The following is a 26,295-nucleotide window of genomic DNA, read 5'->3' on the forward strand; positions in this document are numbered from 1 at the left end:
TTCTTCGTCGGGTAGCCCAACTGACGAATAGTTGCCCCGGTTCGCTTGCCCAGTTTGATGTAGAGCTTGACCGCTCGGATACGGTCTTCGTATGAGTACATGAACTACCTCCAGGTAGTCCAAGATTTCCGCCGCATCCCCAACAGCCTTTACTGGGTCAGTTTTCGGTCAGCGGCAACATTATCGCGCGCCTGTGTCCATTTGACTTGAAAAAAAATGGACAGCGCCATGACAGCCATAAGTCATTGATACTTAAGTAGTTATGCATGTCCATTTTGGCAGTATAAATCGGGTGTACGCATCGGAGAACAGCAGCGGTGGCAGGAACAAAAACAGGAACAATTCCGGGTCCAGTGCGACGTGCAACCCGAGCGTCGGCCAGGCCAGCAACGCGCCGGCACCGATTTGCACCAGCGGCAATGGCAATGCAATCACGCGTCCGACCAGGCGCGAAACACTTACCAGCATCAACAGGATCAGGACGGTGTAGGCGGTTTGCATAAAGCGCAGTTCCCGGGTAATCGACAGCATTGAAGTGCCATATTAGCCGCCTAGACTGTTCCCTGACCGTTACACCAATGTCGCATCGCCTGAAAACACCTCAATCCAATGTGGAAGCGGGCTTGCTCGCGAAGGGGGCTTAACAGTCAACATTTGCGTGTCTGACACACCGCTTTCGTCGGAACGCCGCCCGGAGCAAGCCCGCTCCCACAAGGGATTTGCGGTGGCATAACGACCAAGGCCGACGCGAAACCGTCCGGTCATGGCATAATCCTTCACCTTTTTTTTCCAGCACCTGCAAAGGGGGCAATTCCTTGACCGTTTCAAGCAAAACGTTGCACCTTTTCGGCATCAAAGCCTGCGACACCATGAAAAAGGCGCGCACCTGGCTCGATGAACACGCTGTCAGCTATGACTTTCATGATTACAAAACGGCCGGAATCGACCGTGAACACCTGACCCAATGGTGCGACGAGCACGGCTGGCAAGTGGTGTTGAACCGTGCAGGCACGACCTTTCGCAAGCTCGACGACGAACGCAAAGCCGATCTCGACCAGCCGAAAGCCATCGAACTGATGCTGGCACAACCCTCGATGATCAAGCGCCCGGTGCTCGATCTCGGAGACAGAACCCTGATTGGCTTCAAGCCAGACATCTACGCGGCAGCGCTCAAGTAAGCCCGCCCGTTCAATTTTGTTAGAGGTATTTACATGTCCACTACCGTATTCAGCCTGGCCTTTGGTGTCGGCACTCAAAACCGTCAAGGCGCATGGCTGGAAGTGTTTTACGCACAGCCATTGCTCAATCCTTCGGCCGAACTGGTCGCGGCCATCGCGCCGGTCCTGGGCTACACCGACGGCAATCAGGCCATCGCCTTCAGCACCGCTCAGGCTTCGCAACTGGCTGAAGCCGTCAAAGGCGTCGACGCCGCACAGGCTGCCTTGCTGACCCGCCTGGCCGAGAGCCACAAGCCGCTGGTCGCGACCATTCTGGCCGAAGACGCGCCACTGACTTCCACGCCTGAGGCTTACCTCAAGCTGCACCTGCTGTCCCATCGTCTGGTCAAGCCGCACGGCCTGAACCTGGCGGGCGTGTTCCCGCTGCTGCCGAACGTCGCGTGGACCAGCCAGGGCGCAATCGACCTCGCCGAACTGGCCGAGCATCAACTGGAAGCCCGTCTGCGCGGCGAATTGCTGGAAGTGTTCTCGGTGGACAAGTTCCCGAAAATGACCGACTACGTGGTACCGGCCGGCGTGCGCATCGCTGACGCGGCGCGGATTCGTCTGGGCGCTTACGTCGGCGAAGGCACCACCGTGATGCACGAAGGTTTCGTCAACTTCAACGCCGGCACCGAAGGCCCGGGCATGATCGAAGGCCGCGTTTCCGCGGGTGTCTTCGTCGGCAAGGGTTCGGACCTGGGCGGCGGTTGCTCGACCATGGGCACCCTGTCGGGCGGCGGCAACATCGTGATCAAGGTCGGCGAAGGCTGCCTGATCGGCGCCAACGCCGGTATCGGTATCCCGTTGGGCGACCGCAACACCGTTGAATCGGGCCTGTACGTGACCGCTGGCACCAAAGTGGCGCTGCTGGACGAGAACAACAAGCTGGTCAAGGTCGTGAAAGCCCGTGAACTGGCCGGTCAGCCTGACCTGCTGTTCCGCCGCAATTCGGAAACCGGCGCCGTGGAATGCAAAACCCACAAATCGGCGATCGAACTGAACGAAGCGCTGCACGCTCACAACTAAGCGTCACATGATCACCCTGTAGGAGCGAGCTTGCTCGCGAGAAACGTAAGGGCAACGCGGTTGTTCAGGTCACACGCGTTAACGTTAACGTCCATCGCGAGCAAGCCCGCTCCTACAGGGGTACGGTGTACACCCCGCCCATGTTTAGCAGGGCCAAATTGCATGATGATTCCCTCTCCCTGGCGCGCCGATTTTCCGGCCATCGCCGCGCTGCAACGGCAAGACCAGACCTATCTGGACAACGCCGCCACCACTCAAAAACCTCAAGCGCTGCTGGATGCCCTGGCGCATTACTACGCCAATGGCGCGGCCAACGTGCATCGGGCGCAGCACTTGCCCGGCGCGCATGCCACCCAGGCGTTCGAGGACAGCCGCAGCAAAGCCGCCCACTGGCTGAATGCCGGCGATTGCGGGCAGATCATTTTTACCCACGGCGCCACCTCCGCGCTGAACCTCCTGGCCTATGGCCTGGAACACCTGTTCAATCCGGGCGACGAGATTGTCATCAGCGCCCTTGAGCATCACGCCAACCTGTTGCCATGGCAGCAATTGGCTCACCGTCGCGATTTGAAGCTGGTGATCCTGCCGCTGGATACCGACGGTTTGATCGACCTCGATGCCGCCGCGTCGCTGATTGGCCCGCGGACTCGCTTGCTGGCGGTCAGTCAGTTGTCCAACGTGCTCGGTGCCTGGCAACCGCTGCCCGCCTTGCTGGCGATGGCCAAGGCACACAGCGCGATGACTGTGGTCGATGGCGCTCAGGGCGTGGTCCATGGTCGGCATGACGTGCAGGCACTCGGTTGCGACTTCTATGTGTTTTCCAGCCACAAGCTCTACGGACCCGATGGCCTGGGTGTGCTGTTCGGGCGCCACGAAGTGCTCAAGCAACTGCGCCATTGGCAATTCGGCGGCGAAATGGTGCTGGATGCGGATTACCAGCACGCACGCTTTCGCCCGGCGCCATTGGGATTCGAAGCGGGCACGCCGCCGATTTCCAGTGTGATTGGACTTGGCGCGACGCTGGATTACCTCGCCGGTCTCGATCAGGACGCGGTCTCAGCCCATGAAGCGGCGCTGCACGACTATTTGTTGAAAGGTCTTGAGGCACGTAACGGCATCCGCCTGCTGGGCAAACCGCAACTGGCGCTGGCGAGTTTTGTCGTCGAAGGTGTGCATAACGCTGATCTGGCGCATTTGCTGACAGAACAGGGGATCGCCGTGCGCGCCGGTCATCACTGCGCCATGCCGTTGCTGAAAAGCTTTGAACTGGCCGGGGCGATTCGGGTGTCGTTGGCGCTGTACAACGATTCCGAAGATCTGGAACGGTTCTTTGAAGCGCTGGATCAGGCGCTGGAGTTGTTGCGATGACCCTCCCCGCTGATGCCGTCAAGGCGCTCGAAACCTTTCAGGCTGCCGCTGGCTGGGAACAACGGGCGCGGCTGTTGATGCAATGGGGCGACCGTCTGCCCGTGTTGAGCGATGTGGACAAGATCGAGGCCAATCGCGTGCATGGTTGTGAAAGCCAGGTGTGGTTGGTGGGCTCGCTGCAGGACGGTCACTGGCAGTTTGCCGCGAGCAGTGATGCGCGATTGATTCGCGGGTTGGTGGCGTTATTGCTGGCGCGGGTTAACGGGTTGTCGGCGGTTGAGTTGCAGCAGGTGGATTTGCCGGAGTGGTTCAATCAGCTTGGATTGAGCCGGCAGTTGTCGCCGTCGCGCAGCAACGGCCTCAACGCCGTGCTCCAGCGAATGCGGAGCCTGAGCGACATGTAGGGGCCGGCTTGCTGGCGATCCAGGCGACTCAGTATGGCTGAGACACCGCGGCGCATGGATCGCCAGCACGCCGGCTCCTACAAGGATCGCGTTTCAAACCCCGGGTTTGACCCGATCCGCCGGGCGCCGCACACCCGCCACAATTTTATCCACAGCCTTGGTCGCCGCGACCATGCCGAATGTCGCCGTCACCATCATCACCGCGCCAAACCCGCCCGCGCAGTCCAGCTTCACGCCATCCCCGACAAAACTCTTCTGCAGGCAAATGCTGCCATCCGGCTTCGGGTAGCGCAGCTGTTCGGTGGAAAACACACACGGCACGCTGTAATGACGGGTCACCGTGCGGGAGAAGTTGTAGTCGCGGCGCAGGGTCGAGCGCACTTTCGAGGCCAACGGGTCGTTGAAAGTCCGGTTCAAGTCGCAGACCTGAATCAACGTCGGATCAATCTGCCCGCCCGCCCCGCCGGTGGTGATGATCTGGATCTTGCGGCGTTTGCACCAGGCGATCAGCGCAGCCTTGGCGTTCACGCTGTCGATGCAGTCGATCACGCAGTCGATGTTCGGCGTGATGTACTCGGCCATGGTGTCGCGGGTGACGAAATCCGCCACCGCGTGCACCGTGCAGTCCGGATTGATCCCGCGCAGGCGCTCGGCCATCACCTCGACTTTGGGTTTGCCGACAGTGCTGTCCAGCGCGTGCAACTGACGGTTAGCGTTGCTGACGCAGACGTCGTCGAGGTCAAACAGCGAAATCTCGCCCACGCCACAACGGGCTACGGCTTCCGCCGCCCAGGAGCCGACGCCACCGACACCGACGATCGCCACGTGGGCGGCGCGCAAGCGCTCAAGCCCTTCGATGCCATACAAACGGGCGATGCCTGCAAACCGCGGATCTTCTGTACTCATGACCATTACCCCAAAAACCGGCGCGCATTATAGGGCCGTCGGCGGCCAAGAGCATCTTTGGGCTATGAACGGGCGTCTTGAACTCATTATTCAGCCTACGCAGAACCAAGATTTAACCTACAAGGTCCAACGAAAGAACTTAAGTCGAGTTGGATTGCCCAACGTCCGGCTGTTCCCTGTCTGCTGTACGGTCAGGGAACGCCCGGTGTAGGATGCGCGCCCCTTGGCAACCGCCGACCGTAACTTCGTTCCACAGCCTTTGGAACCCGAAATAGCTATGTCATCGCGTAAATTTGGACTCAACCTGGTCGTGGTGCTCGCCATCGCTGCCTTGTTTACCGGCTTCTGGGCGCTGATCAATCGCCCGGTCACCGCCCCCAACTGGCCAGAACAGATCTCCGGGTTTTCCTACTCGCCGTTCCAGCAAGGCCAGTACCCGCAGAAAGAGCAGTACCCGACCGACGATGAAATGCGTCGTGATCTGGAGATCATGAGCAAGCTGACGGACAACATCCGCACTTACTCGGTCGATGGCACCCTGGGTGACATTCCCAAGCTGGCTGAAGAGTTCGGCCTGCGGGTCACCCTCGGCATCTGGATCAGCCCGGACCTGGAACGCAACGAGCGGGAAATCACCCGCGCCATCGAAATTGCCAACTCCTCGCGCAGCGTGGTTCGCGTGGTGGTAGGCAACGAGGCGATTTTCCGTAAGGAAATTACCGCTGCGGAACTGAGCGTGATTCTTGATCGCGTCCGTGCCGCCGTTAAGGTGCCGGTCACCACGTCCGAGCAATGGCACGTCTGGGAAGAGCACCCGGAACTGGCCAAGCACGTCGATCTGATTGCCGCGCACGTCCTGCCTTACTGGGAATACGTCCCGGTGGACAAGGCCGGTCAATTCGTCCTCGACCGCGCCCGCGACCTGAAAAAGATGTTCCCGAAAAAACCGCTGCTGCTCTCGGAGGTTGGCTGGCCGAGCAACGGTCGCATGCGCGGCGGCACCGATGCGAGCCCGGCGGATCAGGCGATCTACTTGCGCACGCTGGTGAACAAGCTCAACCGCCAGGGCTTCAACTACTTCGTGATCGAAGCGTTTGACCAGCCGTGGAAGGCCAGTGACGAAGGTTCGGTGGGCGCGTACTGGGGCGTGTTCAACGCCGCGCGTCAGCAGAAATTCAACTTCGAAGGCCCGGTCGTCGCGATTCCGCAATGGCGTGTGCTGGCCATCGGCTCGGCAGTGCTGGCCTTGCTGTCCCTGACCTTGCTGATGATCGACGGTTCGGCCTTGCGTCAGCGTGGCCGCACCTTCCTGACCTTTATCGCGTTCCTCTGCGGTTCGGTTTTGGTATGGATCGGCTACGACTACAGCCAGCAATACAGCACCTGGTTCAGCCTGACGGTCGGATTCCTCCTCGCACTCGGCGCGCTCGGGGTGTTTATCGTTCTGCTGACCGAGGCGCATGAACTGGCCGAAGCGGTCTGGACCCACAAGCGCCGGCGCGAATTCCTGCCCGTTGTAGGCGATTCGGACTACAGACCGAAAGTCTCGATTCACGTCCCTTGCTACAACGAGCCGCCGGAGATGGTCAAACAGACCCTCAACGCCTTGGCCAACCTCGACTATCCGGATTTCGAAGTCCTGATCATCGACAACAACACCAAGGACCCGGCGGTTTGGGAACCGGTGCGCGATTACTGCGCAACCCTCGGCCCGCGCTTCAAGTTCTTCCACGTCGCACCGCTGGCCGGTTTCAAGGGTGGCGCGCTGAACTATCTGATTCCGCACACCGCCAAGGATGCCGAAGTGATTGCCGTGATCGACTCCGATTACTGCGTCGACCCGAACTGGCTCAAGCACATGGTGCCGCACTTCGCCGATCCGAAAATCGCTGTGGTGCAGTCGCCGCAGGATTACCGCGACCAGAACGAAAGCACCTTCAAGAAGCTTTGCTACGCGGAATACAAGGGCTTCTTCCACATCGGCATGGTCACCCGTAACGACCGCGACGCGATCATTCAGCACGGCACCATGACCATGACCCGTCGCTCGGTGCTCGAGGAACTGGGCTGGGCCGACTGGTGCATCTGTGAAGACGCCGAGTTGGGTCTGCGCGTGTTCGAGAAAGGTTTGTCGGCGGCGTATTACCACACCAGCTACGGCAAAGGCCTGATGCCCGATACCTTTATCGACTTCAAGAAACAGCGTTTCCGCTGGGCTTACGGTGCGATTCAGATCATCAAGCGTCACACCGCGAGTTTGCTGCGCGGCAAGGACACCGAACTGACCCGTGGCCAGCGTTACCACTTCCTCGCGGGCTGGTTGCCGTGGGTCGCGGACGGCATGAACATCTTCTTCACTGTCGGCGCACTGTTGTGGTCGGCGGCGATGATCATCGTTCCGCAGCGGGTCGATCCGCCGTTGCTGATTTTCGCGATCCCGCCATTGGCGTTGTTCGTGTTCAAGGTCGGCAAGATCATCTTCCTTTACCGTCGCGCGGTTGGCGTGAACCTCAAGGACGCGTTCTGCGCGGCGCTGGCCGGTCTGGCGTTGTCGCACACCATCGCCAAAGCGGTGCTGTACGGTTTCTTCACCAGCAGCATTCCGTTCTTCCGTACGCCGAAAAACGCCGATAACCACGGCTTCTGGGTGGCGATTTCGGAGGCGCGTGAAGAGATGTTCATCATGCTGCTGTTGTGGGGCGCGGCGCTGGGGATCTTCCTGGTGAACGGGCTGCCGAGCAACGACATGCGCTTCTGGGTGATCATGCTGTTGGTGCAATCGCTGCCGTACCTGGCGGCGCTGATCATGGCGTTCCTGTCTTCGCTGCCGAAACCGGCCGTCGAGGGCGAAACGGCACCGGCAGTCTAAATCTTTACAGATGCACTAAACGGCGGCCAATGGCCGCCGTTTTGCTTTAAGATAACCGCCATTTTGCAGGGCTTGGCGTGATATACGGTCTTACTGACCGCACTCAAAACCTGTGGGAGCGGGCTTGCTCGCGAAGACGGTTTAACATTCAACATTTCCGTTGTCTGACACACCACCGTCGTGAGCAAGTCGAATCGTCGCACCGCCGCTCCCACATTAGTCCGTGCCCATATTCAAGTTTTCCGGAGTTTTCCATGACGGCCCACGCCGACCTTTCGCCGACCCTTCAACTCGCCATCGACCTGATCCGCCGTCCGTCCGTGACGCCGCTCGACGCCGATTGCCAGAAGCAGATGATGCAGCGCCTGGGCGATGCCGGTTTCAACCTGGAACCGATGCGCATCGAAGATGTGGATAACTTCTGGGCGACCCACGGCAAACATGACGGCCCGGTGCTGTGTTTCGCCGGCCACACCGATGTGGTCCCGACCGGCCCGGTGACTGCCTGGCAGATCGACCCGTTCAATGCGCTGATCGACGAACACGGCATGCTCTGCGGCCGTGGCGCGGCAGACATGAAAGGCAGTCTCGCCTCCATGACCGTGGCCGCCGAGCGCTTCGTCGCCGACTATCCGGATCACAAGGGCAAGGTCGCGTTCCTGATCACCAGCGACGAAGAAGGTCCGGCGCATCACGGCACCAAGGCAGTCGTCGAGCGCCTCGCCGCTCGCAAGGAACGCCTGGACTGGTGCATCGTCGGCGAACCGTCGAGCACCACGCTGGTGGGTGATGTGGTCAAGAACGGCCGTCGCGGTTCCCTCGGCGCCAAACTGACCGTGCACGGCGTGCAAGGTCATGTGGCCTATCCGCACCTGGCCAAGAACCCGATCCACCTTGCCGCCCCGGCCCTGGCCGAACTGGCAGCCGAGCATTGGGATCATGGCAACGATTTCTTCCCGCCGACCAGTTTCCAGATCTCCAACGTGAATTCCGGCACCGGCGCGACCAACGTGATCCCGGGTGATCTGGTGGCGGTGTTCAACTTCCGTTTCTCCACCGAATCCACCGTCGAAGGCCTGCAAAAGCGCGTCGCCGACATCCTCGACAAACATGGCCTGGACTGGCACATCGACTGGGCGCTGTCCGGCCTGCCATTCCTCACCGAACCGGGCGCGTTGCTGGATGCCGTGGCATCGAGCATCAAGGACGTCACCGGTCGCGAAACCAAGGCGTCCACCAGCGGTGGCACCTCCGACGGTCGCTTCATCGCGACCATGGGTACGCAAGTGGTTGAACTGGGCCCGGTCAACGCAACGATCCACCAGGTCAACGAGCGCGTGCTGGCCGCCGACCTCGACGTGCTGACCGAAATCTACTACCAGACCCTGATCAAGTTGCTCGCCTGATGCTCGCCTGCCCGATCTGCAGCGAACCGCTGAACGCGGTGGACAACGGCGTGGCCTGCCCCGCCGGGCATCGCTTCGACCGTGCGCGCCAGGGTTATTTGAACCTGTTGCCGGTGCAGCACAAGAACAGCCGCGACCCTGGGGATAACCTGGCGATGGTCGAAGCCCGTCGCGACTTCCTGAACGCAGGCCATTACGCGCCGGTGGCCAAGCGCCTGGCGGAACTGGCGGCCGAATACGCACCACAGCGCTGGCTCGACATCGGTTGTGGCGAGGGTTACTACACCGCGCAGATCGCCCAGGCCCTGCCCAACGCTGACGGTTACGCGCTGGACATCTCCCGGGAAGCGGTCAAACGCGCCTGCAAGCGCAACCCGCAGCTGACCTGGTTGATCGCCAGCATGGCGCGGGTGCCGTTGGCGTCTGGCAGTTGCCAGTTTCTTGCCAGCGTCTTCAGCCCGTTGGACTGGGAAGAAGCCAAGCGCTTGCTCAGCCCCGGCGGCGGCTTGATGAAAGTCGGGCCGACCAGCGGCCATCTGATGGAATTGCGTGAGCGACTGTACGACGAAGTACGCGAATACACTGACGACAAGCACCTGGCGTTGGTGCCGGAAGGCATGGCGCTGCAACACAGTGAAACCCTGGAGTTCAAACTGACGCTTTCAAAGGGTCAGGATCGCGCCAACCTGTTGGCCATGACGCCTCACGGCTGGCGCGCCAGTGCCGAACGCCGGGCGGCGGTCATCGAACAGGCCGAGCCGTTCGAGGTCACCGTGTCGATGCGTTACGATTACTTCGTACTTCAATAATTTTTTGGTCTTGAGCAACGGCTTGAGGCCGGCTAAATCCGCGAATGGATTTTTCAGACCCGCAGTGAGGACATCCATGCGCCAACCCGATATCGAGATTTACCTGAAAGACGCTGACGTCGACTACAAGGCCATCGCGGCCTGGCTCGGCAGCGCATTGGGCCCGTGCACCGACTGGGTTCAGAAAGGCCAGACCTACAAGTGCAAGGCCGGCAACGTGCCGGTGACCTGGTTGCCGAAAGCCGTAGGTAAATGGAACAGCCTGTACCTGGAAAGCGACCAGACCCCGTGGGAAGACGACATCGCCTGTGCCCGCGCCGCGTTTGCCGCGCTGAACGTCGAAGTGCGTTGCGCACCGGGCAGCTGGGTCGAGGAAGAAGGTGAGGAAACAGCGGATCGCTGGATGCGCATCAGCGCCGATGGCGAAGAAGAGATCACCTGGAAAACCGCTTAACATCAGCAACATTGATCAAACGTGGGAGCGGGCTTGCTCGCGAATGCGGTGTGTCAGTCAAAGTTAATGTCGACTAACCCACCGCATTCGCGAGCAAGCCCGCTCCCACATTGGTTTTCGGGTGATCTGGAGAGTGGTTTTACAGCCCCACCACATCCTCAGCCTGCAACCCCTTCTGTCCTTCCACCACTGCGTACTCGACCTGCTGACCTTCAGTCAGCGAGCGGTGGCCTTCACCGCGAATCGCGCGGTAGTGCACGAACACATCCACCCCGTCCGCGCGCTGAATAAAACCGTAGCCCTTGGCGTCGTTGAACCACTTCACGTTGCCGGTTTCACGTGTTGCCATTTGTTCATACCCCTTTTTTATTATTGATCGGGCTTTTCGCAGGAAAGCCTCGGGAACATTGCTTGCGCGGACCAGGTGCCACTATCTGGCCAGTGCGGGCTCGCCGAGTATATGACAGCTGCCAAAACTCTCAACTCAACTTTACTTAGGCGCTTTTTTGCCGATTTTCGGTGAATCCGGCACACTATCGGCCGCCCGAGCAAACGCTCGGTTTTATTCACTCATGCAGATGCCGTATGACCCGTTCCCCGTTCCGCCGTCTTGTGTTTGGCACCCTGCGCCGACTGCTCTATCTCTGGGTTCGCTCCGAGACGATCAATCAGTCGTCGTTCACCCTCAACCTCGACCGCAGTCGTCCGGTGTTCTACGTCCTGCAAAACCCTTCGCTGACCGACCTCGCCGTGGTCGACACCGAGTGCAGCAAGGCCGGCCTGCCCCGCCCGGTGCTGCCGGTGTCGGTGGGTAACCTGCTGGAACCCGCCGCGTTCTTTTACCTGACACCAGACCCCGACTGGCTCGGTCGCCAGGACAAGCGCGGTGCCCCGCCGACCTTGACCCGCCTGGTCAGCGCCCTGAGCCAGAATGCCGCCGAAGACGCGCAGATCATTCCCGTCAGCGTGTTCTGGGGCCAGTCGCCGGACAGCGAATCGAGCCCGTGGAAACTGCTCTTCGCCGACAGCTGGGCGGTTACCGGGCGTCTGCGCCGCTTGCTGAGCATCATCGTGCTGGGGCGCAAGACCCGCGTGCAGTTTTCCGCGCCGATTCACCTGCGCGAACTGATCGATCACGACAAGGGTCACGAGCGCACCGTGCGCATGGCCCAGCGGATTCTGCGGGTGCACTTCCGCAACCTCAAAGCTGCGGTGATCGGCCCGGACATTTCCCACCGGCGCAATCTGGTCAAAGGCCTGCTCAATCAGCCGCTGGTCAAGCAAGCGATCCTGGATGAAGCCGAGCGCGAGAACATCTCCCCGGAAAAAGCCAAGGCCCAGGCCCTGCGCTACGGCAACGAGATCGCCTCGGACTACACCTACACCGCGATTCGCTTTCTGGAAGTGGTGCTGAGCTGGTTCTGGAACAAGATCTACGACGGAATCAAGGTCAACCACATCGAAGGCGTGCAGAAGGTCGCCCAGGGTCACGAAGTGATCTATGTGCCGTGCCATCGCAGCCATATCGACTACTTGCTGCTGTCCTATCTGTTGTTCCGCAACGGCCTGACCCCGCCACACATCGCCGCCGGGATCAACCTCAACATGCCGGTGATCGGCAGCCTGCTGCGGCGTGGCGGTGCGTTCTTCATGCGTCGTACTTTCAAAGGCAACCCGCTGTACACCTCGGTGTTCAACGAATACCTGCACACCCTGTTCACCAAAGGTTTCCCGGTCGAGTACTTCGTCGAGGGCGGCCGTTCGCGCACCGGGCGCATGCTGCAACCGAAAACCGGGATGCTGGCGATCACCTTGCGCAGCTTCCTGCGTTCATCGCGTATGCCGATCGTCTTCATCCCGGTGTACATCGGTTATGAGCGCGTACTGGAAGGCCGGACCTACCTCGGCGAATTGCGCGGTGCGAGCAAGAAGAAAGAATCGATCTTCGACATTTTCAAAGTCATTGGCGCCCTGAAGCAGCGCTTCGGCCAAGTGGCGGTGAACTTCGGCGAACCGATCAAACTCGCGGAATTCCTCGACAGCGAACAGCCAGACTGGCGTCAACAGGAACTCGGCCCGCAGTTCAAACCGGCGTGGCTCAACGAAACCACCAACCGCCTCGGCGAAAAAGTCGCGCAGCACCTGAACGAAGCAGCGGCGATCAACCCGGTCAACCTCGTGGCGTTGGCATTGCTGTCCACCAGCCGTCTGGCGCTGGATGATCACGCCATGGCGCGAGTGCTGGATCTGTATCTGGCACTGTTGCGCAAGGTGCCATACTCGCCGCACACCACGCTGCCGGAAGGTGACGGGCGTGCGCTGATCGAGCATGTGAAGGATATGGATCTGCTGTCCGAACAAAGTGATGCGCTCGGCAAGATTCTGTACCTGGACGAGCAAAATGCCGTCCTGATGACCTACTACCGCAACAACGTCCTGCACATCTTCGCGTTGCCGTCGCTGCTCGCGAGCTTCTTCCAGAGCGCCTCTCGCATGAGCCGCGAACAGATCCTGCGCTACACCCGCGCGCTGTATCCGTACCTGCAATCGGAGCTGTTCATTCGCTGGTCGCTGGACGAACTGGATGCAGTGATCGATCAATGGCTCGAAGCGTTCGTCGAGCAGGGCCTGCTACGTTTTGAAAATGACGTTTACCTGCGCCCGGCACCGAGCTCGCGGCATTTCGTGTTGCTGACCTTGCTGTCGAAGAGCATCGCCCAGACGCTGCAACGCTTCTACATGACCGTATCCCTGCTGCTCAACAGCGGCCAGAACAGCATCAGCGCCGAAGAGCTGGAGGACCTGTGCACGGTGATGGCCCAGCGCCTGTCGATCCTGCATGGCCTGAACGCCCCGGAGTTCTTCGACAAGAGCCTGTTCCGCCACTTCATCCAGACGATGCTCGACCTGGACGTGCTCAAGCGCGACGAAGCCGGCAAATTGAGCTATCACGAACTGCTCGGCGATCTGGCCGAAGGCGCGGCCAAACGGGTGTTGCCGGCAGAGATTCGTTTGTCGATTCGCCAGGTGGCGTTGCATCGCAGTGAAGATGCGGCGGATCTGGCTACCACACAGCCCGAGCAATAACGCTCCCACATTAGATTGGAGATATCAGATGAAAAAACTCTCTCTATTGGCCATCACCGCTTTGCTCGGAGCCTGTCAGTCGATGCAGCCCGCCGACAAAACCAGCCTGGATGGCGAAGTCTTCTACCTGCAACGCATCGCCCTGCCCCCGACCGCCACCCTGAGCGTCAGCTTGCAGGACGTGTCTCTGGCCGACGCCCCGGCCGTGATCCTCGACGAACAGAAGGGCCCGGTCAAAGGTCAGGTGCCGCTGCCATTCCATCTGAGTTACGATCCGGCTCAGGTCAAACCCGGCCACAGATATTCCGTCAGCGCGCGCATCGAAGTGGATGGCGAGTTGATGTTCATCACCACCGAACACCACGCCGTGCAACTGGATGGCAGCGATCCGCAGCCACTGAAAATCCGCGTCGACGCAGCCCGTTGATTTTATTTTTCAAACACTTTTCATGAACAAGGAAGCCGCCATGTTCCGCCCTACCCTTCGCTTCGCCGGCCTCTGTGCAGGCTTGATGATTTCCGCCAGCGCCATGGCGCTCTCGCTCAGTGACCTGTCGCAAAAAGATGCCACCGGCGGCCTCAAGGATGCCCTGACCCAAGGCGCGCAACTGGCCGTGAAACAACTCGGTACACCGGGCGGGTTCAGCAACAACCCGGACGTGAAAATCGAACTGCCAGGCAAGCTGGGCAAGGTCGCCAGCAAGATGAAACAGTTCGGCATGGGCGACCAGGTCGATCAACTGGAAACCAGCATGAACAAAGCGGCAGAAACCGCCGTGACCCAGGCCCAGCCGATCCTCGTGGACGCCGTGAAGAAAATGTCCGTTGAAGACGCCAAGGGCATCCTCAGCGGCGGCAACGATTCGGCCACCCAATACCTGAACAAAACCAGCCGCGAACAAATCCGCGCCAAGTTCCTGCCGATCGTCAAGCAAGCCACCGACCAGGTCGGCCTGGCCAAGCAGTACAACTCGTTCGCCGGCCAAGCCGCGACCATGGGCGTGATCGATACAAAAAATGCCAACATCGAAAGCTACGTCACCGAACAGGCACTGAACGGCTTGTTCGAAATGATCGGCAAACAGGAAGAAACCATTCGCAAGAACCCTGCTGCGGCAGCGACCAGCCTGGCGAAGAAAGTGTTTGGCACCCTCTAAGCCACAACGCCGATCCTGTGGGGGCTAGCCTGCTCCCACAAGATCAGCGTATATCCGCGAGAACAGATTGGTTGGCAGGGTGTCTTCGCCAGCAAGCTGGCGCCTGCGAGGTCTGCGTATGTCGGCGAGGATAGGTTGGTTGGCAGGGCGCCATCGCCAGCAAGCCGGCTCCTACAAGGTCTGCGTATGTCGGCGAGAACAGGTTGGTTGGCAGGCCGCCATCGCCAGCAAGCCGGCTCCTACCAGGTCAGCGTATGTCGGCGAGGATAGGTTGGTTGGCAGGCCGCCATCGCCAGCAAGCCGGCTCCTACCAGGTCTGCGTATAGCCGCGAGAACAGGTCGGTTGGCAGGGCGCCATCGCCAGCAAGCCGGCTCCTACGAGGTCTGCGTATAGCCGCGAGGATAGGTTGGTTGGCAGACCGTCTTCGCCAGCAAGCCGGCTCCTACAAGGTCTGCGTATAGCCGCGAGAACAGGTCGGTTGGCAGGGCGCCATCGCCAGCAAGCCGGCTCCTACCAGGTCAGCGTATGTCGGCGAGGATAGGTTGGTTGGCAGGGCGCCATCCCAGCAAGCCGGCTCCTACAAGGTCTGCGTATAGCCGCGAGAACAGGTCGGTTGGCAGGGCGCCATCGCCAGCAAGCCGGCGCCTGCGAGGTCTGCGTATGTCGGCGAGGATAGGTTGGTTGGCAGGGCGCCATCGCCAGCAAGCCGGCTCCTACGAGGTCTGCGTATGTCGGCGAGGATAGGTGGGTTGGCAGGGCGCCATCGCCAGCAAGCCGGCTCCTACGAGGTCTGCGTGTATCCGCGAGAATAGGTTGGTTGGCAGGGCGCCATCGTCAGCAAGTCGGCTCCTACAAAAGCAGCGTATGTCGGCGAGAACAGGTGGCTGGCAGGCCGTCTTCGCCAGCAAGCCGGCTCCTACGAGGGCAGCGTATATTGGCGAGGATAGGTTGGCTGGCAGGCCGCCATCGCCAGCAAGCCGGCGCCTACAAAAGCTGACCGGCGTACACCCGCTTCTCACCACTCATCAGGCCGAGCGTTAGCTCGCCTGCAGCTCTTGATCTTGTTCCACCCGCCCCTTCGGGAGGCTGAGTGGAGGTGTTCATCCGGGGAGTGGCGCGCAGCGCCGTTCGACGCAGTCGAACTCATCGCATGTAGGTGCCAGCGAAGCCAACCGGAGGGCGATGCCCCCGGATGAATACCGGAGCGAAGGAACGCCGAGCCTTAGCGAGGGGCCGGACGCTCGGGGCGAGACCTTTTGGTTCCTTTTGGGGCGTTTGCCAAAAGGGACTCGCCGTAAGGGCGAAACCGCCAGCAGCCATTACCGCAAAAAAGGATATGTACCCAATCAACAAAAGCCTGGTCGGCCCAAAGGCCGCCAAGACCTCAAGCCGGTTCTTTCTTGATGCGGAACCAAGCCGCATACAGCGCCGGCAAAAACAACAGCGTCAACGCCGTCGCCACAATCAGCCCCCCCATGATCGCCACCGCCATCGGCCCGAAGAACACACTGCGTGACAGCGGAATCATCGCTAGCACAGCGGCAAGCGCCGTCAGCACGATCGGCCGAAAACGACGCACCGTGGCCTCGATGATCGCCTGCCAGGGTTTCAGCCCCGCAGCGATGTCCTGCTCGATCTGGTCCACCAGAATCACCGAGTTCCGCATAATCATCCCGGACAGCGCAATGGTCCCGAGCATAGCCACAAAACCAAACGGCTGGCGGAACACCATCAGGAACAGAGTCACCCCGATCAATCCCAATGGCGCCGTCAGAAACACCATCACCGTGCGTGAGAAACTGCGCAGTTGCAGCATCAGCAACGTCAGCACCACCACAATGAACAGCGGCACGCCAGCCTTCACCGAGTTCTGGCCACGGGCCGAGTCCTCCACCGTCCCGCCGACTTCCAGCAAATAGCCATCAGGCAGTTCCGCGCGGATCGGATCGAGCGTCGGCATGATCTGCTGCACCAGCGTCGCCGGTTGTTCCTTGCCGTAGATGTCGGCGCGAATCGTCACGTTCGGCAAGCGGTTGCGGTGCCAGATGATGCCTTCTTCAAAGCCGTATTCCAGCGTCGCGATTTGTGACAGCGCCACGCTGCGACCGTTGTCGGTCGGCACCGCCAGGCTCGGCAGCAACGACAATTCGGTGCGTTCATGCAACGTGCCGCGCAGGAGGATTTCGATCAACTCGTTGTCTTCGCGGTACTGGCTGACGCTGGACCCGGTCAGCGAGCTCTGCAGGAATTTCGACAGGTTTGCAGTACTTACGCCCAGCGCGCGGGCGCGGTCCTGATCGACGTTCAGATACACGACTTTGCTCGGCTCTTCCCAGTCCAGGTGGACGTTGGCCACGTGGGGATTTTCGCGAACCTTGGCCGCCACTTTGCGGGCCAGGGCGCGAACCTCCTCGATGTGTTCACCGGTGACCCGGAACTGCACCGGATAACCAACCGGCGGGCCGTTTTCCAGACGCGTCACCCGCGAACGCAGGGCCGGGAACTGTTCGTTGAGGGTTTCAATCAACCAGGTGCGCAGGGTTTCGCGGTCTTCGATGGTCTTGGCCAGGACGACAAACTGGGCGAAGCTCGCCGCCGGCAGTTGCTGATCCAGTGGCAGGTAAAAACGCGGCGAACCGGTGCCGACGTAGGCCACGTAATTGTCGATACCGGCGTGATCCTTCAGTAAACCTTCGAGGCGTTTAACCTCGTCGGCAGTGTTGCTCAACGAAGCGCCTTCGGCGAGCTTCAGATCGACCATCAACTCCAGTCGCCCCGAGGCCGGGAAGAATTGTTGCGGCACAAAACGGAACAACACGATGGAGGCAATGAACAGCACCACCGTCAGCGCGATCACCGTCTTGCGCCACCGCACGCACCACTCCACCAGGCGTCTGACACGCTGATAGAACGGAGTGGCGTAAGGGTCCGGTTGGCCGGTGCCGTGTTTCGCCGCATGAATCTTCGCCAGGTCCGGCAGGAGTTTTTCCCCCAGATACGGCACAAAAACCACGGCGGCAATCCACGATGCCAGCAGCGCGATGGTCACCACCTGAAAAATCGAACGGGTGTATTCGCCCGTCCCCGATTGCGCAGTGGCAATCGGCAGGAACCCGGCGGCGGTGATCAGCGTACCGGTGAGCATCGGAAACGCGGTGCTGGTCCAGGCGTAACTGGCCGCCCTGATCCGGTCGAAGCCCTGCTCCATTTTGATTGCCATCATTTCCACGGCAATGATCGCGTCGTCGACCAGCAAACCCAACGCCAGCACCAGCGCACCGAGGGAAATCTTGTGCAGGCCGATGCCCAGGTAATACATGCAGGCGAAGGTCATCGCCAACACCAGCGGAATCGCCAGCGCCACCACCATGCCGGTGCGCACGCCGAGGGAGAAGAAGCTCACCAACAGGACGATGGCCAGGGCTTCCACCAGCACTTGTACGAACTCACCGACACCGGTTTTCACCGCAGCCGGCTGGTCGGAGACCTTGCGCAGCTGCATACCGGCCGGGAGATTTTTCTGGATCCTGGCGAACTCGATTTCCAGTGCCTTGCCCAGCACCAGAATGTCCCCGCCGTCCTTCATTGCCACGGCCAGGCCGATGGCGTCTTCCGCCATGAAGCGCATGCGCGGTGCCGGTGGATCGTTGAAGCCGCGACGAACGTTCGCGACATCGGAGATACGGAACGTACGATCACCGACACGGATCGGGAAGTTCTTGATCTCTTCGACCGTCTGAAAATTCCCCGAAACCCGTAGCTGCAACCGCTCACTGGTGGTTTCAAAGAAGCCAGCCGTGGACATCGCGTTCTGCTCTTCAAGCGCCTGCTGCACCGCCGCCAACGGCAAGCCGAGGGTGGCGAGTTTGACGTTGGACAGTTCGATCCAGATCTTCTCATCCTGCAACCCGAGCAGGTCGACCTTGCCCACGTCCTTGACCCGTTGCAGCTGAATCTGGATGCGATCGGCGTAGTCCTTGAGCACCGCGTAATCAAAACCATCGCCGGTCAGCGCGTAGATATTGCCGAACGTGGTGCCGAATTCATCGTTGAAAAAAGGCCCCTGAATGCCCGGTGGCAAGGTATGACGAATGTCGCTGATCTTCTTGCGGACCTGATACCAGAGATCCGGAATATCCACTGAATGCATGGAGTCACGCGCAACGAACGTCACCTGGGATTCACCCGGTCGAGAAAACGAGACGATGCGCTCGTACTCACCGGTTTCCATCAGCTTCTTTTCAATGCGCTCGCTGACCTGACGCGACACTTCCTCGGCGGTGGCCCCCGGCCAGTTGGTGCGGATCACCATGGCCTTGAAAGTGAACGGCGGGTCCTCGCTTTGTCCGAGTTTGGTGTAGGAAAGCGCGCCGACAATCGCCAGCAACAGCATCAGGAACAGTACGATCTGGCGATTACGCAGCGCCCATTCGGAAAGATTGAAACCCATCGGGGATTACTCCTTGTCCGCCAGATTGACCACGCGGTTGGAGCGATCCACCGGGCGTATTTGCTGCCCGTCATGAAGCACATGGACGCCGGCGGCCACCACCCAGTCGCTGGCGTTCAGGCCTTCGAGCACCGGCACGGTTTTCTCGCCGAATGCACCGACCCGGACCGGGGCTTTTTTCAGGGTGTTGTTGGCGCTGAGCACCCAAACGTAGGTGGCGCCGTTTTCGGCGGTCACTGCCGAGAGCGGTACCGACAGTGCCACGACGTCGGCAGTCTGGATAAATACCCGGGCGCTCTGGCCAAGTTCGGCCGGGACTTTACCGGCAGTGAACGCGATCCGGGCCGCGAAGGTGCGCGACTTTGGATCGGCGGCGGGCGACAGCTCGCGGATGCGTCCGGCGAATCGTTGATCGGGTTGGGTCCAGAGTTCCACCGACACCGGCTGACCGACCTTGAAACGACCGAAACTCTGCTCCGGCAGGCTGATCAGCACTTCGCGCTCGCCATCGGTAGCGAGGGTGAACACGGTTTGACCGGCGGCGACGACTTGCCCGACTTCCACCGCGCGCTTGGCCACGACGCCGTCCTGAGGCGCGCGTAATACGGCGTAGCTGGCCTGATTGGTGGAGACGTTGAATTCGGCCTTGATCTGCTTCAGGCGTGCTTCACCGGATCTGTAGAGGTTTTCAGCATTGTCGTACTGGGAACGGCTGACCATCTGACGTTCCATCAGGGTCTTGTAGCGATCACGCTCGGCGCGTACGAGATTGAGATTGGCTTCGGCAGCCGCGACCTGGGCGCGGGTTGCTTCCAGTTGCAGGCGCACGTCCTGGGGATCGAGTTCCGCCAGAGGCTGGTCAGCCTTGACCCGCTGCCCTTCTTCGACCAGTCGTCGGCTGACTTTGCCGCCAATGCGAAAGGCCAGGTCCGGCTCGTAGCGGGCACGGACTTCACCGGGATAGCTTTCCATCGCCTGGGCCGAAGGCTCTGGCTGCACGACCATGGCCGGTCGGACAGTGACCTGCGGCGCCTCTTCGTGACCACACGCAGACAATAAAAACGCCAGACTGACTGGCAAGGCGAGGGGCAAGGCATAGCGGAACATGGTGAAGGACCTTTCGCTAATGGTGCTTGGAATAATTATACTGAGCAGTATGTTATTAATAGCAAACTCACCAGTCCAGTATTAAAAACGAATATGCCGAACAATCTTTCAGCCCCCAATGGTCCGGGCCGTCCCAAGGATCTGGCCAAACGCCAGGCGATCCTCGATGCGGCGAAAATCCTGTTTCTGAGCAATGGTTATGCGAGCACCAGCATGGACGCCGTCGCGGCTGAAGCTGGCGTGTCGAAGCTGACCGTCTACAGCCATTTCAACGACAAGGAGACGCTGTTCTCCGCCGCCGTGGTCGCCAAGTGCGAAGAACAATTGCCTACGCTGTTTTTCGAATTGCCTGACGGCATTTCAGTGGAAGCAGTGCTGTTGAATATCGCGCGCGGCTTTCATCACCTGATCAACAGCGATGAATCGGTGAACCTGCACCGGTTGATGATGACGCTGGGCAGCCAGGACCCAAAGCTCTCGCAAATCTTCTTCGAGGCCGGGCCGGAGCGCATGTTGCATGGCATGGAGCGGTTGCTGAGCAAGGTGGATCAGAGCGGTGCGTTGAGCATCGACAAGCCCCGTAACGCGGCGGAGCACTTCTTTTGCCTGCTCAAGGGCGCGGGGAATTTTCGGTTGTTGTATGGCTGTGGCGAGCCGTTGACCGGGGATGCGGCCGAGGAACATGTGCGGGAAGTGGTGGGGTTGTTTATGCGGGCGTATCGGCCTGAGACAGCCTGATAGGTATCGACTGTCTGTTCTGGCCCCTTCGCGAGCAAGCCCGCTCCCACATGGGAATGCATTTCCCTGTGGGAGCGGGCTTGCTCGCGAAGGCTGCGACTCGGTCTCAGGGCTTGAGCGCCTTCTTCGGATAAATGTCATACCGACTGGATTTCCCGTCCAGCGCATGACTCGGCTTCGGCCCCGCAATGCACGGCGCCTTGCGCGGACGCTTCACCACCACCCGATGGCTGGCCAATGCCAACGCGGCCTCCAGCAACGCGGGTGCATCCGGGTCATCCCCCACCAACGGCCGGAACAGGCGCATTTCCTTCTTTACCAGCGCGGTTTTCTCACGGTGGGGAAACATCGGATCGAGGTAGATCACCTGCGGTGGCTCGCCCTCCCAGTTGCGCATGACCTCGATCGAGTTACCCTTGAGCAAACGCATGCGCGCCACAATCGACGCCACGTCGAAATCTTCCGCGCCGCGTGCCAAACCATCCTCGAGCAACGCACCGATCAACGGCTGGCGTTCGATCAGGCTCATCTCGCAGCCCAGGCTCGCCAGCACGAACGCATCCTTGCCCAGCCCCGCTGTGGCATCCAGCACCCGCGGACGCACGCCCTGCGCGATGCCAACAGCCTTGGCGATCATCTGACCGGTGCCACCGCCGAACAAACGGCGATGAGCCGCGCCGCCCTCGACAAAGTCCACCCGCACCGGCCCCGGGGCGTCGGGCCCCAGCTGTTGCAACTGCAAACCCTGCTCCCCCACCTGCAAGGCAAACTCGCCATCATCGACCTGCAAAGGCAGGCCCAGGCGTTCGGCCCATTGCTCGGCCTGTGGCTGAAAAGCCGTGCCCAGGGCCTCGACATGGATGCGGCAAGCCGCGGGTTGCTCAATCATGGGAAAACACGCTCAAAAAATTAATGATCGGCAAAAACGGCCGATAACAAAACTAACGAGCATTTTGCCAGAGCTGAGCGTCGACCGAGAGAAATGTCAGACATTCAACGCACATCGATAGGTTACATCTCGCCCCACGGCGATTTTGGCCTGCGAAATTCCCAGGCACTGAGCGGCGTCAGTCACCTGTGGCAGGATTTTTTTGCCCAGGCTCTGGCCGATCAGTCGGGCGATGTCGTGCCGGCTTCTCTCGATTTTCCGGCGGTCGATCTCGAGAGCCCGGTCGAACCTACGATTGGCAGTGAGCTGCTGGCGCACATCGTTTCCCAGCGTGAATGCGATGTGAAAGAAACCCAGGTCAAGCCACCCGAGCCATTGTTCCTGCCGATTGCCGAGTTCGACATGGACCTGGCCGACAAACCGTTCCCACCGTTCCCGGCAGAAGAAATCGTCGCTCAGCAGAAACAGCAGGACTTCGAAAGCGGCTGGGTTCGCCCGATCGTGCTGACCGCAGGTCAACCCGTGCCAGAAGCCGGCCCGGCGCCGCAACCGCGTCCACTGCACTTGCCGATCGCCGAATTCGAAATGGACCTGCTGGACAAGCCATTCCCGCCGTTCCCGCCCGAAGAGCTCGCGGAACAACAGAAAAACTTCGATTTCGACATCGGCTGGGCACGCCCGATCGTTCTGCAGAACCTGCGCATCGCCGCCTGATCTTCAATAACAGGTCCTCAGCGACACACCCACCACGGCCCGACATCCACGTGAAAATGATTGCGATGGGCAGCGTTGTAGTCCGGGCCCAACACCACACTGAACACGTCGGAGGCGCCGTCGTGGACCTGACGTAAAAACCGTGCGTCCTGATTATCCTTCGGCCAATCCTTGAGCACGCTGATCGATCGGCCGTCGGCCAGGCGAAAACCGGCGATATCCAGCGCGTTCGCCGTGGCGTGCTGGCTGAGCCTGCCATTCTCACGGCCGTAGACGTTTCGACAGGCAAAGCTTCCCAGATGGTCGACGCGGGTGACCGCTTGCCCGTAGACCGTCTGGGCCGCTGGTTGCAACGCATGATGTTCGAACAGGGCAAACGACACCGCCAGGCGGCAACTGGCGAGGAAACTGCTGCTCAATGCGACGTCGCCGCCCTGCACGCGCAAGGCGTCGTTCAATGGACACTTTGCATCAGGGCTGTCGGCTTGAGGGGCGACGCGCAATCCGGAACTGCTCAGGGCCTGCTCGCACAACTGCGGATCATCGCGCAGTTGCATCAGTTTGTAGCGGGTCAGCAGGTTCGGTTTGGCCTTCACGTCCAGCGGCGCCCACGGGTTCCACTGCGGCGGCAGCGAGATCCAGCCGCGCCAGACGCTCACTCCAGCCACACCGACCATCAGCAGCAACACGAGCAGCACCCGCACAAACCGCATCGTCAGCCTTTGAATAACTGATTGGCCTGCGCGTACGGCATCGACCGCGACGTGAAGGTGAATGTACCGGAGGTCTTGACCTCTTCGGCCGCCCGGTAGAACTCGCCAAGCGCTGCCAACGCCAGTGCCGAGCCGACGCTGATGCGTTTGACGCCCATTTCGCTCAACTGCTCGACCGTCAATTTCAGCCCGCCGGACATCAGCACGTTAACCGGTTTGGGCGCCACGGCGCGAACCACCGCCAATACGTCTTCAGCGCTGCGCAGTCCCGGCGCATACAGCACGTCGGCGCCTGCTTCGGCGAAGGCCTGCAAGCGGCGAATGGTGTCGTCCAGATCGGGATTGCCATGCAGGAAGTTCTCGGCCCGGGCCGTCAATGTGAAGGGGAACGGCAAACTGCGAGCCGCGGCGACAGCGGCTTCGATCCGTGCCACCGCATGCTCGAAACAGTAGATCGGGGCCTCTGCGCGGCCGGTGGCATCTTCGATCGAACCACCCACGGCGCCCGCTTCGGCGGCTCGCAAAATACTTTGCGCACACTCGGCCGGATCGTTGGCAAAACCGTTTTCCAGATCGACCGCCACGGGCAGATCGGTAGCCGCGACAATCGCCCGAACGTTCGCCAGGGTATCGTCCAGCGTCAGTCCTCCATCGGGACGGCCCTGGGAAAAGGCATAACCGGCACTGGTGGTCGCCAGCGCCTCGAAGCCCAGGCTGGCGAGCATTTTCGCCGAGCCGGCGTCCCACGGATTGGGAATGACAAAAGCGCCAGCGCGTTCATGCAGTGCTTTGAACGCCTGGGCTCGAAGGGTTTGCGCATCCATTGGCAGGCTCCTGAAAAAGGCAGGGAATCCGCCTCAGAGCAGGCCAAGTTGCTCGGCGGCGGGCTCTCTGTATAGCTCAGGCAGCGGCGCCAGGCCAGGCAAACGCAGCATCAGTTGTGCGTGAAAACGTTGCGCAAGCTTCGCGGCCAGCAGGTTGTCGGCGGTGTGCAGGAAAATATAAGGCGTGCGGCCCTCTTCGATCCACAGGGCGATTTTCTCGACCCAGGGCACCAGGAACGGATCGTTGGCTTCCAGTTGCGGATGGCCGATGAAGCGCACTTGCGGGAACTGAGTGAACGCCGCCGGACGGGGCGGAACCCTGGGTTTCTTGGATTGGGCGTGAAGTACGGATGGATCGGTCGAGGTGCAACTGAACAGCGCACGCGGATCGAGGCAGATACGTTCAACGCCGCGATCCAGCAGCAGACGATTGAGCGCGCGCTCGGCATCACCCTTGGCGAAGAAATCGTCGTGTCGCACTTCGATGGCCAGAGGCCGGTCCACAGCGTCGATAAAACCCGCCAGCTCGTGCAATCGTTGGGGTGTGAAGCTTTTCGACAGCTGCAACCACAGTGGCGAGACTCGCTCGCCCAACGGGCTGAGCAGTTGCAGGAACGTTTCCGTGGCGGTCAGTTGTTCACGCAGGTCACCGCCGTGGCTGATGTCGCCGGGGAATTTGGCGGTGAAGCGGAAGTGTTCGGGCATGGTCTCGGCCCAGCGTTGCACGGTGCTGGCAGCCGGGCTCGCGTAGAAGGTCGTATTGCCTTCCACGGCGTTGAATACTTGAGAATAGAGATTTAGAAAATCGGAGGATTTTGCGTCCTGCGGATAGAGGTAATCACGCCAGGCGTTTTCACTCCAGGACGGGCAGCCAAGGTAGTAAGGCAGTCGCATCAGATGTACAGGTCGAGACCCATCACATCCGAATCCCAATCGACAAAACCGGCAGTGCTGAGGTAGCTGGCCAAGGCCATCGCTACGCTTTTGCTCATGGCGCGGTGGTAAATCATGTCTTGTTGACGCGCGGGAAGATTGCTCAGGCGCTGGGCGGAGGCTTTGGCGGCGCGGGCGGCCAGTTGCTCTTCGGAAGGGAATTCCAGCTCACCCTCGATATCGACGGATTCGTCCTCAACCACATGCCCTTTGCGAGGCTTGCGCTTGATGGGGTAGGACTGAGAGGAAAGGCCGTCTATACGCATAAAGTCATGCTCGGTATCGATGATGGCAGTCTAGTGGCACACAACCCACTTCGCAAACCGCCGAGTGATAACTAGAACACAGAAAAACGAAAAGGTTTAAAAGCGGGATTAGAAAACGACGATTGGCAGGCGTTGGCTATTCATTGTGGCGAGGGGACTTGTCCCCTCGCCACAGGAACAGCGGGAATCAACGGGCTTTGGGGGTCGCAACCTTGTCGCGCAGGTAAACCGGCTGCGCCTCATCCGCCACAATCGCTTCACCGCGTGCCCAGGCGAATCGCGCCAGGCTCAGCAGGTCTTCGGCGTGAGGCAACATGCCCGCATCCTGCCCCGTCAGGCTGACGGCAATGCGTTCGGCGTACCCCCAACCGGTGCCCGCGCCAAACCACTCGCCGCTGGCATCGGCCGGCAGTGCCGCCATTTCCGGCGGCAATACGGCTTCGTTACCGACCAGACGCATCTCCCCCGCCGTTTCGCGGTAGCAACCCCAATACACTTCATCCATCCGCGCATCGATGGCCGCCGCGACCTGACTCACGCCGTGTTCGCGATAAGCCCGCTGCGCCAGCACTGCCAGGTTCGACACCGGCAACACCGGGCGATCCAGCGCAAACGCCAGGCCTTGCACCACGCCAATGGCAATCCGCACGCCGGTGAACGCGCCCGGCCCACGGCCAAAGGCAATCGCATCGACCGCTTGCAGGGTGGTCCCGGCATCGGCGAGCAATTGCTGGATCATCGGTAACAGCTTCTGCGCATGCAGGCGCGGGATCACCTCGTAATGGCTCGTGACTTTGCCGTCATGCAGCAAGGCAACGGAGCAAGCTTCGGTCGCGGTGTCCAGGGCCAGCAAGGTGCTCATCGATGTTTCCGTAAGAGAGGTCAGAAAAAAGTGCGCCAGTATAAACAACTACGGCCCGCAAGCGGGCCGTAGAAGATGAAGCGGTTCAGACT

The 26,295-nt window shown here is 60.5% G+C and carries 23 protein-coding genes and 2 pseudogenes; 13 read left to right on the top strand and 12 right to left on the bottom strand.

Annotation, left to right across the window (positions count from 1 at the left end):
• A pseudogene (locus tag FBY04_RS33020) lies at positions 1–101 on the bottom strand (integrase); the annotation flags it as partial.
• 193 nt (positions 102–294) lie between these two features.
• Positions 295–501, bottom strand: a pseudogene (locus FBY04_RS04740) (Na+/H+ antiporter); the annotation flags it as partial.
• Between the two features lie 314 nt (positions 502–815).
• On the opposite strand from FBY04_RS04740, the gene FBY04_RS04745 reads away from it, so the two are divergent.
• The 4 genes from FBY04_RS04745 (at position 816) to FBY04_RS04760 (ending at position 4,018) form a co-directional block, all read left to right on the top strand.
• The gene (locus tag FBY04_RS04745; RefSeq protein ID WP_007949322.1) at positions 816–1,178 is read left to right on the top strand and encodes an ArsC family reductase; all 363 of its coding nucleotides are present in this window, start codon (positions 816–818) and stop codon (positions 1,176–1,178) included.
• Between the two features lie 33 nt (positions 1,179–1,211).
• Positions 1,212–2,246: a 2,3,4,5-tetrahydropyridine-2,6-dicarboxylate N-succinyltransferase gene (gene dapD / locus FBY04_RS04750; RefSeq protein WP_084322265.1), complete on the top strand. Its 1,035-nt coding sequence runs from the start codon at positions 1,212–1,214 to the stop codon at positions 2,244–2,246.
• Between the two features lie 162 nt (positions 2,247–2,408).
• Positions 2,409–3,614 (top strand): aminotransferase class V-fold PLP-dependent enzyme, encoded by a 1,206-nt coding sequence (locus tag FBY04_RS04755; RefSeq protein WP_145314677.1) that lies wholly within the window; start codon positions 2,409–2,411, stop codon positions 3,612–3,614.
• Entirely contained in the window at positions 3,611–4,018 is a 408-nt protein-coding gene (locus tag FBY04_RS04760; protein WP_084322263.1) for a SufE family protein, read from the top strand. Before FBY04_RS04755 ends, FBY04_RS04760 begins: the two co-directional genes overlap by 4 nt.
• A 93-nt stretch (positions 4,019–4,111) precedes the next feature.
• Here the strand turns inward: FBY04_RS04760 and tcdA are convergent, their stop codons facing one another.
• On the bottom strand, positions 4,112–4,930 hold the full coding sequence (tcdA, locus tag FBY04_RS04765) for a tRNA cyclic N6-threonylcarbamoyladenosine(37) synthase TcdA (protein ID WP_084322262.1): 819 nt from the start codon (positions 4,928–4,930) through the stop codon (positions 4,112–4,114).
• 271 nt (positions 4,931–5,201) lie between these two features.
• Between tcdA and FBY04_RS04770 the strand changes: the two genes are divergently transcribed.
• From FBY04_RS04770 to FBY04_RS04785, 4 genes are all read left to right on the top strand, one after another.
• Positions 5,202–7,793 carry a glycosyltransferase gene (locus tag FBY04_RS04770; RefSeq protein WP_145314678.1) on the top strand — a complete coding sequence of 864 codons (2,592 nt, stop codon included), beginning with the start codon at positions 5,202–5,204 and terminating at the stop codon, positions 7,791–7,793.
• Between the two features lie 254 nt (positions 7,794–8,047).
• On the top strand, positions 8,048–9,199 hold the full coding sequence (gene dapE, locus FBY04_RS04775) for a succinyl-diaminopimelate desuccinylase (protein WP_084322260.1): 1,152 nt from the start codon (positions 8,048–8,050) through the stop codon (positions 9,197–9,199).
• Positions 9,199–10,008, top strand: coding sequence for a putative RNA methyltransferase (locus FBY04_RS04780; RefSeq protein ID WP_084322259.1), 810 nt, complete (start codon positions 9,199–9,201; stop codon positions 10,006–10,008). The genes dapE and FBY04_RS04780 overlap by 1 nt, the downstream gene beginning before the upstream one ends.
• 76 nt (positions 10,009–10,084) lie before the next feature.
• Positions 10,085–10,462, top strand: coding sequence for a hypothetical protein (locus FBY04_RS04785; protein ID WP_084322258.1), 378 nt, complete (start codon positions 10,085–10,087; stop codon positions 10,460–10,462).
• A 139-nt stretch (positions 10,463–10,601) separates the two neighbouring features.
• Here FBY04_RS04785 and FBY04_RS04790 read toward each other — a convergent pair whose 3' ends face one another.
• The gene (locus tag FBY04_RS04790) at positions 10,602–10,811 is read right to left on the bottom strand and encodes a cold shock domain-containing protein (RefSeq protein ID WP_019647794.1); all 210 of its coding nucleotides are present in this window, start codon (positions 10,809–10,811) and stop codon (positions 10,602–10,604) included.
• Positions 10,812–11,047: 236 nt separating this feature from the next.
• On the opposite strand from FBY04_RS04790, the gene plsB reads away from it, so the two are divergent.
• From plsB to FBY04_RS04805, 3 genes are read left to right on the top strand one after another with little or no spacing between them, the layout of a single operon-like run.
• Positions 11,048–13,549: a glycerol-3-phosphate 1-O-acyltransferase PlsB gene (gene plsB, locus FBY04_RS04795; protein ID WP_145314679.1), complete on the top strand. Its 2,502-nt coding sequence runs from the start codon at positions 11,048–11,050 to the stop codon at positions 13,547–13,549.
• A gap of 28 nt (positions 13,550–13,577) precedes the next feature.
• Positions 13,578–13,976 (top strand): YbaY family lipoprotein, encoded by a 399-nt coding sequence (locus tag FBY04_RS04800; RefSeq protein WP_145314680.1) that lies wholly within the window; start codon positions 13,578–13,580, stop codon positions 13,974–13,976.
• Between the two features lie 40 nt (positions 13,977–14,016).
• Complete coding sequence (locus tag FBY04_RS04805; RefSeq protein WP_084322255.1) at positions 14,017–14,706, top strand: DUF4197 domain-containing protein; 690 nt, start codon at positions 14,017–14,019, stop codon at positions 14,704–14,706.
• A gap of 1,385 nt (positions 14,707–16,091) precedes the next feature.
• Here the strand turns inward: FBY04_RS04805 and FBY04_RS04815 are convergent.
• Entirely contained in the window at positions 16,092–19,157 is a 3,066-nt protein-coding gene (locus tag FBY04_RS04815) for an efflux RND transporter permease subunit (protein WP_145314682.1), read from the bottom strand.
• Between the two features lie 6 nt (positions 19,158–19,163).
• Complete coding sequence (locus tag FBY04_RS04820) at positions 19,164–20,264, bottom strand: efflux RND transporter periplasmic adaptor subunit (protein ID WP_084321944.1); 1,101 nt, start codon at positions 20,262–20,264, stop codon at positions 19,164–19,166.
• Positions 20,265–20,357: 93 nt separating this feature from the next.
• Here FBY04_RS04820 and FBY04_RS04825 point away from each other — a divergent pair, with 93 nt between their 5' ends.
• A complete protein-coding gene (locus tag FBY04_RS04825) occupies positions 20,358–21,002 on the top strand; it encodes a TetR/AcrR family transcriptional regulator (protein ID WP_084321943.1) in 645 nt (214 codons plus the stop codon).
• Between the two features lie 106 nt (positions 21,003–21,108).
• On the opposite strand, the gene FBY04_RS04830 is transcribed toward FBY04_RS04825, so the two are convergent.
• Entirely contained in the window at positions 21,109–21,891 is a 783-nt protein-coding gene (locus tag FBY04_RS04830; protein WP_008035485.1) for a class I SAM-dependent methyltransferase, read from the bottom strand.
• A gap of 93 nt (positions 21,892–21,984) precedes the next feature.
• On the opposite strand from FBY04_RS04830, the gene FBY04_RS04835 reads away from it, so the two are divergent.
• Complete coding sequence (locus FBY04_RS04835) at positions 21,985–22,605, top strand: energy transducer TonB (protein ID WP_084321942.1); 621 nt, start codon at positions 21,985–21,987, stop codon at positions 22,603–22,605.
• A gap of 17 nt (positions 22,606–22,622) precedes the next feature.
• Here FBY04_RS04835 and FBY04_RS04840 read toward each other — a convergent pair whose 3' ends face one another.
• The 5 genes from FBY04_RS04840 to tsaB all read right to left on the bottom strand — a co-directional run bounded on the left by FBY04_RS04840 (position 22,623) and on the right by tsaB (position 26,203).
• Positions 22,623–23,318 (bottom strand): extensin family protein, encoded by a 696-nt coding sequence (locus FBY04_RS04840; protein WP_145314683.1) that lies wholly within the window; start codon positions 23,316–23,318, stop codon positions 22,623–22,625.
• 2 nt (positions 23,319–23,320) lie between these two features.
• Positions 23,321–24,142: an oxaloacetate decarboxylase gene (locus FBY04_RS04845; RefSeq protein ID WP_145314684.1), complete on the bottom strand. Its 822-nt coding sequence runs from the start codon at positions 24,140–24,142 to the stop codon at positions 23,321–23,323.
• Positions 24,143–24,175: 33 nt separating this feature from the next.
• Positions 24,176–25,036, bottom strand: coding sequence for a DUF72 domain-containing protein (locus FBY04_RS04850; RefSeq protein ID WP_145314685.1), 861 nt, complete (start codon positions 25,034–25,036; stop codon positions 24,176–24,178).
• Positions 25,036–25,341: a hypothetical protein gene (locus tag FBY04_RS04855; RefSeq protein WP_084321938.1), complete on the bottom strand. Its 306-nt coding sequence runs from the start codon at positions 25,339–25,341 to the stop codon at positions 25,036–25,038. Before FBY04_RS04855 ends, FBY04_RS04850 begins: the two co-directional genes overlap by 1 nt.
• 187 nt (positions 25,342–25,528) lie before the next feature.
• A complete protein-coding gene (gene tsaB / locus FBY04_RS04860) occupies positions 25,529–26,203 on the bottom strand; it encodes a tRNA (adenosine(37)-N6)-threonylcarbamoyltransferase complex dimerization subunit type 1 TsaB (protein ID WP_145314686.1) in 675 nt (224 codons plus the stop codon).
• Between the last annotated feature and the right edge of the window lie 92 nt (positions 26,204–26,295).

It is taken from the genome of Pseudomonas sp. SJZ080 (genome assembly GCF_007828295.1).
GTDB lineage: Bacteria > Pseudomonadota > Gammaproteobacteria > Pseudomonadales > Pseudomonadaceae > Aquipseudomonas > Aquipseudomonas migulae_A.

Bases quoted from the DNA above. Each gene is read 5' to 3' on its own strand.
- dapD (WP_084322265.1), top strand. From the start codon at position 1,212: ATGTCCACTACCGTATTCAGCCTGGCCTTTGGTGTCGGCACTCAAAAC.
- FBY04_RS04755 (WP_145314677.1), top strand. From the start codon at position 2,409: ATGATGATTCCCTCTCCCTGGCGCGCCGATTTTCCGGCCATCGCCGCG.
- FBY04_RS04760 (WP_084322263.1), top strand. From the start codon at position 3,611: ATGACCCTCCCCGCTGATGCCGTCAAGGCGCTCGAAACCTTTCAGGCT.
- tcdA (WP_084322262.1), bottom strand. From the start codon at position 4,930: ATGGTCATGAGTACAGAAGATCCGCGGTTTGCAGGCATCGCCCGTTTG.
- FBY04_RS04770 (WP_145314678.1), top strand. From the start codon at position 5,202: ATGTCATCGCGTAAATTTGGACTCAACCTGGTCGTGGTGCTCGCCATC.
- dapE (WP_084322260.1), top strand. From the start codon at position 8,048: ATGACGGCCCACGCCGACCTTTCGCCGACCCTTCAACTCGCCATCGAC.
- FBY04_RS04780 (WP_084322259.1), top strand. From the start codon at position 9,199: ATGCTCGCCTGCCCGATCTGCAGCGAACCGCTGAACGCGGTGGACAAC.
- FBY04_RS04785 (WP_084322258.1), top strand. From the start codon at position 10,085: ATGCGCCAACCCGATATCGAGATTTACCTGAAAGACGCTGACGTCGAC.
- FBY04_RS04790 (WP_019647794.1), bottom strand. From the start codon at position 10,811: ATGGCAACACGTGAAACCGGCAACGTGAAGTGGTTCAACGACGCCAAG.
- plsB (WP_145314679.1), top strand. From the start codon at position 11,048: ATGACCCGTTCCCCGTTCCGCCGTCTTGTGTTTGGCACCCTGCGCCGA.
- FBY04_RS04800 (WP_145314680.1), top strand. From the start codon at position 13,578: ATGAAAAAACTCTCTCTATTGGCCATCACCGCTTTGCTCGGAGCCTGT.
- FBY04_RS04805 (WP_084322255.1), top strand. From the start codon at position 14,017: ATGTTCCGCCCTACCCTTCGCTTCGCCGGCCTCTGTGCAGGCTTGATG.
- FBY04_RS04815 (WP_145314682.1), bottom strand. From the start codon at position 19,157: ATGGGTTTCAATCTTTCCGAATGGGCGCTGCGTAATCGCCAGATCGTA.
- FBY04_RS04820 (WP_084321944.1), bottom strand. From the start codon at position 20,264: ATGTTCCGCTATGCCTTGCCCCTCGCCTTGCCAGTCAGTCTGGCGTTT.
- FBY04_RS04825 (WP_084321943.1), top strand. From the start codon at position 20,358: ATGCCGAACAATCTTTCAGCCCCCAATGGTCCGGGCCGTCCCAAGGAT.
- FBY04_RS04830 (WP_008035485.1), bottom strand. From the start codon at position 21,891: ATGATTGAGCAACCCGCGGCTTGCCGCATCCATGTCGAGGCCCTGGGC.
- FBY04_RS04835 (WP_084321942.1), top strand. From the start codon at position 21,985: ATGTCAGACATTCAACGCACATCGATAGGTTACATCTCGCCCCACGGC.
- FBY04_RS04840 (WP_145314683.1), bottom strand. From the start codon at position 23,318: ATGCGGTTTGTGCGGGTGCTGCTCGTGTTGCTGCTGATGGTCGGTGTG.
- FBY04_RS04845 (WP_145314684.1), bottom strand. From the start codon at position 24,142: ATGGATGCGCAAACCCTTCGAGCCCAGGCGTTCAAAGCACTGCATGAA.
- FBY04_RS04850 (WP_145314685.1), bottom strand. From the start codon at position 25,036: ATGCGACTGCCTTACTACCTTGGCTGCCCGTCCTGGAGTGAAAACGCC.
- FBY04_RS04855 (WP_084321938.1), bottom strand. From the start codon at position 25,341: ATGCGTATAGACGGCCTTTCCTCTCAGTCCTACCCCATCAAGCGCAAG.
- tsaB (WP_145314686.1), bottom strand. From the start codon at position 26,203: ATGAGCACCTTGCTGGCCCTGGACACCGCGACCGAAGCTTGCTCCGTT.